A 3,616-nucleotide genomic window follows, 5' to 3' on the forward strand; every position below is an offset into this window, starting at 1 on the left:
GGCGGGTTCGCTGGTGCGTTCCTCGGTCAGGGCGGCCGCCAGCGACTGGACCGCCCGGTAGGGCGCGGCGGGGTCGTCGTCGGCGGGGGCCGGCACGACGAAGGTGCGCGGCCCGGCCTCGGCGCGCAGGTCGCGCAGCAGCCTGCGGAGGTCCTCGCGGCCGCCCGGCATCGTCCGGTGCAGGACGCGCCGGGAGCCGGTCAGACGGCTGCGCAGGTTCTCGGCCAGGGCTGAGGGTCCGCCGAGGATCACGAGGTCCCCGGCGGGCAGGGCGTGGCCCGCCGGAACGGGTGAGGGCAGCGCCGACCATGTGGGGCGCAGGCAGACGGTGGTGACGTCGCCGCCCGCTTCGGCTGCCGCGGTCGTGGTGGTCTCGTCCGGCGCGGCGGGTGCCCGGTCCGGCGCGGGTGGCGCGTACTCGGCCGCGAGGTGCCGTGCCAGGCTGTCGATGTCGCCGAACTCGAACAGGAGGGTGGGGTAGAGGGCCGTGCCGACCGCTTCCTCCAGCTGGCCGCTGAGGTCCAGCAGGGCGACGGAGTCGAGCCCGAGTTCGTAGAACCCGGTCGCGGTGGCGACGTCGCCGGGATCCCGTCGCAGGGTGTCCCCGACCAGCTTGCGCAGGTAGCCGCGCCACGCGTCGACGGGGTCCGCACCCTCCCCGACGGGGTCCGCACCGTCCGTCGCGCTGGTCGGGGCCTGCTCGTGCTCCGGGATCTCCCCGGGCTCCTCCACCGCGCCGGCCCGGCCGACGCCGGCCACGCCTTCCGCTTCATCTGCTTCGTCCACTTCGTCCACGGCGTCGACGTCGAGCAGCCGGGTGACCAGCCCGCTGTGCCGGATGCGTTTGCAGCTCAGCCGGCGGAACTCGGCCACGAGGGCGCCGGTCTCGTCGTGGATCGCGCAGTCGCTGTGCACCAGGTCGCCGGAGGGGGCGTACTCCTCGGCGTGCGGCACGGACACGTACACGCGCCCCCGCAGCGGCCGCGGCGCGCGGAAGGACTCGATGAAGACCGGGATGAACGGCTCCCCGGGCGACGGCCGTTGGGCGAAGGCCACCAGGGAGGCCGCGTCCAGGGCGGCGGGGTGCAGATGGAAGCGGTCCAGCAGGCCGGCCTCGTCCTGCTCGAGTCCGATGTCGGCCAGCAGCCCCGCACCGTGGTGGACGCCCCGGTACAGCGTGCCCCTGCAGCGCATCGGGGGCCCGTGCTCGATGTGTTCCTCGCGGGCGCGCGCGTACAGCTCCGCCATGTCGCCGCGGGCGGTCGCGGACCTCTTCAACTCCTCCGCGTCGAGCACGGGTTCGGGATGGTCGGTGGTGGTGAGCCGCGCCGAGAAGTTCCGCGCCCAGCCGGTGACGGGCACACCGTCGCGCACCGCGCGGCTCTCGCCGGCGACCTCGCGTGCGCCGGCGTCCTCCGGGCCGACGGTCAGCCGCACCTCCCGGTCGAGCCCCTCGGCCGTCGCCACCACCTCGGTGAACAGCACATCGCGCAGGACCGCTGTCGACCGGTCCACGCCCTGGGCGGCGAGCACCCGGAAGACGATGTCGAGGAAGGTGACCCCGGGCAGCACCGAGACTCCGTGCACCCGGTGGTTGCGCATGACGAAGTCGGTGTGGCGCAGGAGCAGCCGGCACCGGATCGTGCGGTCGGGCATGGTGGGGTCCTCTTTCGCTTTCTGTCCGCGCTCAGGAGCCGGCGCGGCGGGCCGCCTCGGCACGCAGGGCCGCACGGTCCGTCTTGCCGTTGCGGTTGAGCGGTGCCTCGGGCAGCGTCCACAGGTGGCGGGGAAGCATGTAGGGCGGCAGCAGATCGGCGAGGCGCGCCTGAACGCCGGCGGGGTCGAGCGGCGCCCCGATGAGGAAGGCGGCGAGCTCGGTGCCCCGTGCCGTGTCGACCGTGCAGGCCGCGGCGTCCCGTCCGGGGGCGGCGCGGCGCAACGCCTCCTCGACCTCGGCGAGTTCGACGCGATAGCCCTGGATCTTCACCTGGGAGTCGTCACGGCCCAGGTGGACCAGGCCCGTCTTGCCGTCGAGGAGGCAGCGGTCGCCCGTGCGGTACCAGCGGCGCCCGCGCAGGTCGACGAAGCGGCCGCGGTCGTTGGCGGGGTCCAGGTAACCGCCGAACATCTGGGGTCCGGTCATGCACAGTTCGCCGGTGTCGTCGGCGGGCCGTCCGTCCGGGCCGAGCAGGAGGAAGTCCATCCCGTCCAGGGGCAGGCCGATGGGCACGGTCGGGGTGGACCACTCGGGTTCGTCACCGAGGTGCCAGCGGTAGGCGGTGCAGGCGATGGTGAGTTCGGTGGGGCCGTAGATGTTGTCGAGGACGGCGTCGGGGGCGGCGGTGCGCACCGTGCGGGCGACGGTGACGGGGAGGGGTTCGCCGCAGAACACGGCGTACCGCAACCGGGACAGGCCGCCGGGGCGCAGGCCGGAGCGGGCGGCGGCGGCGATCAGGCTGGGCGTGCTGTGCCAGAAGGTCAACTCGTGCGCGCGCACGCACCGTTCGGGGCTGAGTGCCTGGAGCCGGGTGAGCGCGCAGAGACAGGCGCCGGTGCCCCAGGCGAGGAAGAGGTCGAGCACGGCGAGGTCGAAGGTCAGCTCGTAGATCTGGCTGCACCGGTCGCCCGGCCCGATGTCGTAGCGGGGCAGCGCGGCGGCGAGGAAGGCGCTGACGTTGCGGTGGGTGATGGGCACGCCCTTGGGGCGGCCGGTGGATCCGGAGGTGAACAGGATGTAGGCCAGGTCCCCGGGCTCGCGGTCGGCCGGTCCGCGGAAGGCGGCGGCTGCCGTCGGGTCGGGCCTGGTCAGCACCCGTACGCCGGGGCCCGGGACGAACGCGCGGGTCTCGCCGGCGACGAGCGCGTCGATGCCGGCGGCCTCCGCGACGGCCGCGTTGCGTTCGGCGGGGACGCCGTCGCCGAGCGGCACGACGGCCGCACCGGTGTAGAGGATCCCGAGGAACGCCGCATAGGTGTCGGTGTTCTTGCCTGCGAGCAGGCCGACTCGGCGCGGCCGGTGTCCGTCCGCGGTCAGGGCCGCCGCCCAGGCGCGGGCCCGCAGGTCCAGCTCGGTGTAGGACAGCGTGTCGGCGCCGGCCCGCAGGGCGGGACCGTGCGGGTGGGCGGCCAGGCCGTCGCGGAACCAGTCGTCGAGCAGCCGGTCCGTCATGTGGTCACTTCCAGTCGGGTCAGCAGGGCCCTGACGGTCCCCGGCGTACGGAAGTTGGCGGGGCGGAGTTCCTCGTCGGGTACCGTGCAGCCGAAGGTGTCCTCCAAGGCCGCGATCAGCCCGACAGTGCCGATGGAGTCCAGCCCGTAGGCGGCGAGCGGCAGGTCGTCCGTGAGCACCAGGCCGTCGGGTGCGGCCGGCAGCGCGGCCCGTACGAGGGCGTCGAGTCGGTCGTCGATGGTGTCGGACACGTCCAGTCGGATCCTTCCCCCCGTCGTGGTCCGGTGCGGTGAGGGGCCCTGTCGTCGCCGTCCCGCCGTTGCGTGGGCGGGACCGCGGTGCGGGTGCCCGCGGGCCTCGGTGCGGGCCTGCCCGGCGCGCGGTGCTCCGGTGGTGCCTCGCGGACGGTGTGCCGCGGAACGGGCGGCACGGGCCGGGCGCACGGGC

The 3,616-nt window shown here is 74.7% G+C and carries 3 protein-coding genes; all 3 read right to left on the minus strand.

Annotated features, from left to right (window positions below):
* Positions 1–1,656 (minus strand): phosphopantetheine-binding protein (locus tag N4P33_RS33765; protein WP_260830743.1); only part of this gene is annotated, 1,656 nt, incomplete at its 3' end.
* Between the two features lie 31 nt (positions 1,657–1,687).
* A complete protein-coding gene (locus N4P33_RS33770; protein WP_260830744.1) occupies positions 1,688–3,169 on the minus strand; it encodes an AMP-binding protein in 1,482 nt (493 codons plus the stop codon).
* Complete coding sequence (locus N4P33_RS33775) at positions 3,166–3,420, minus strand: acyl carrier protein (RefSeq protein WP_260830745.1); 255 nt, start codon at positions 3,418–3,420, stop codon at positions 3,166–3,168. Before N4P33_RS33775 ends, N4P33_RS33770 begins: the two co-directional genes overlap by 4 nt.
* Between the last annotated feature and the right edge of the window lie 196 nt (positions 3,421–3,616).

It is taken from the genome of Streptomyces sp. 15-116A, from assembly GCF_025290915.1.
GTDB lineage: Bacteria > Actinomycetota > Actinomycetes > Streptomycetales > Streptomycetaceae > Streptomyces.

Bases quoted from the DNA above. Each gene is read 5' to 3' on its own strand.
- N4P33_RS33770 (WP_260830744.1), bottom strand. From the start codon at position 3,169: ATGACGGACCGGCTGCTCGACGACTGGTTCCGCGACGGCCTGGCCGCC.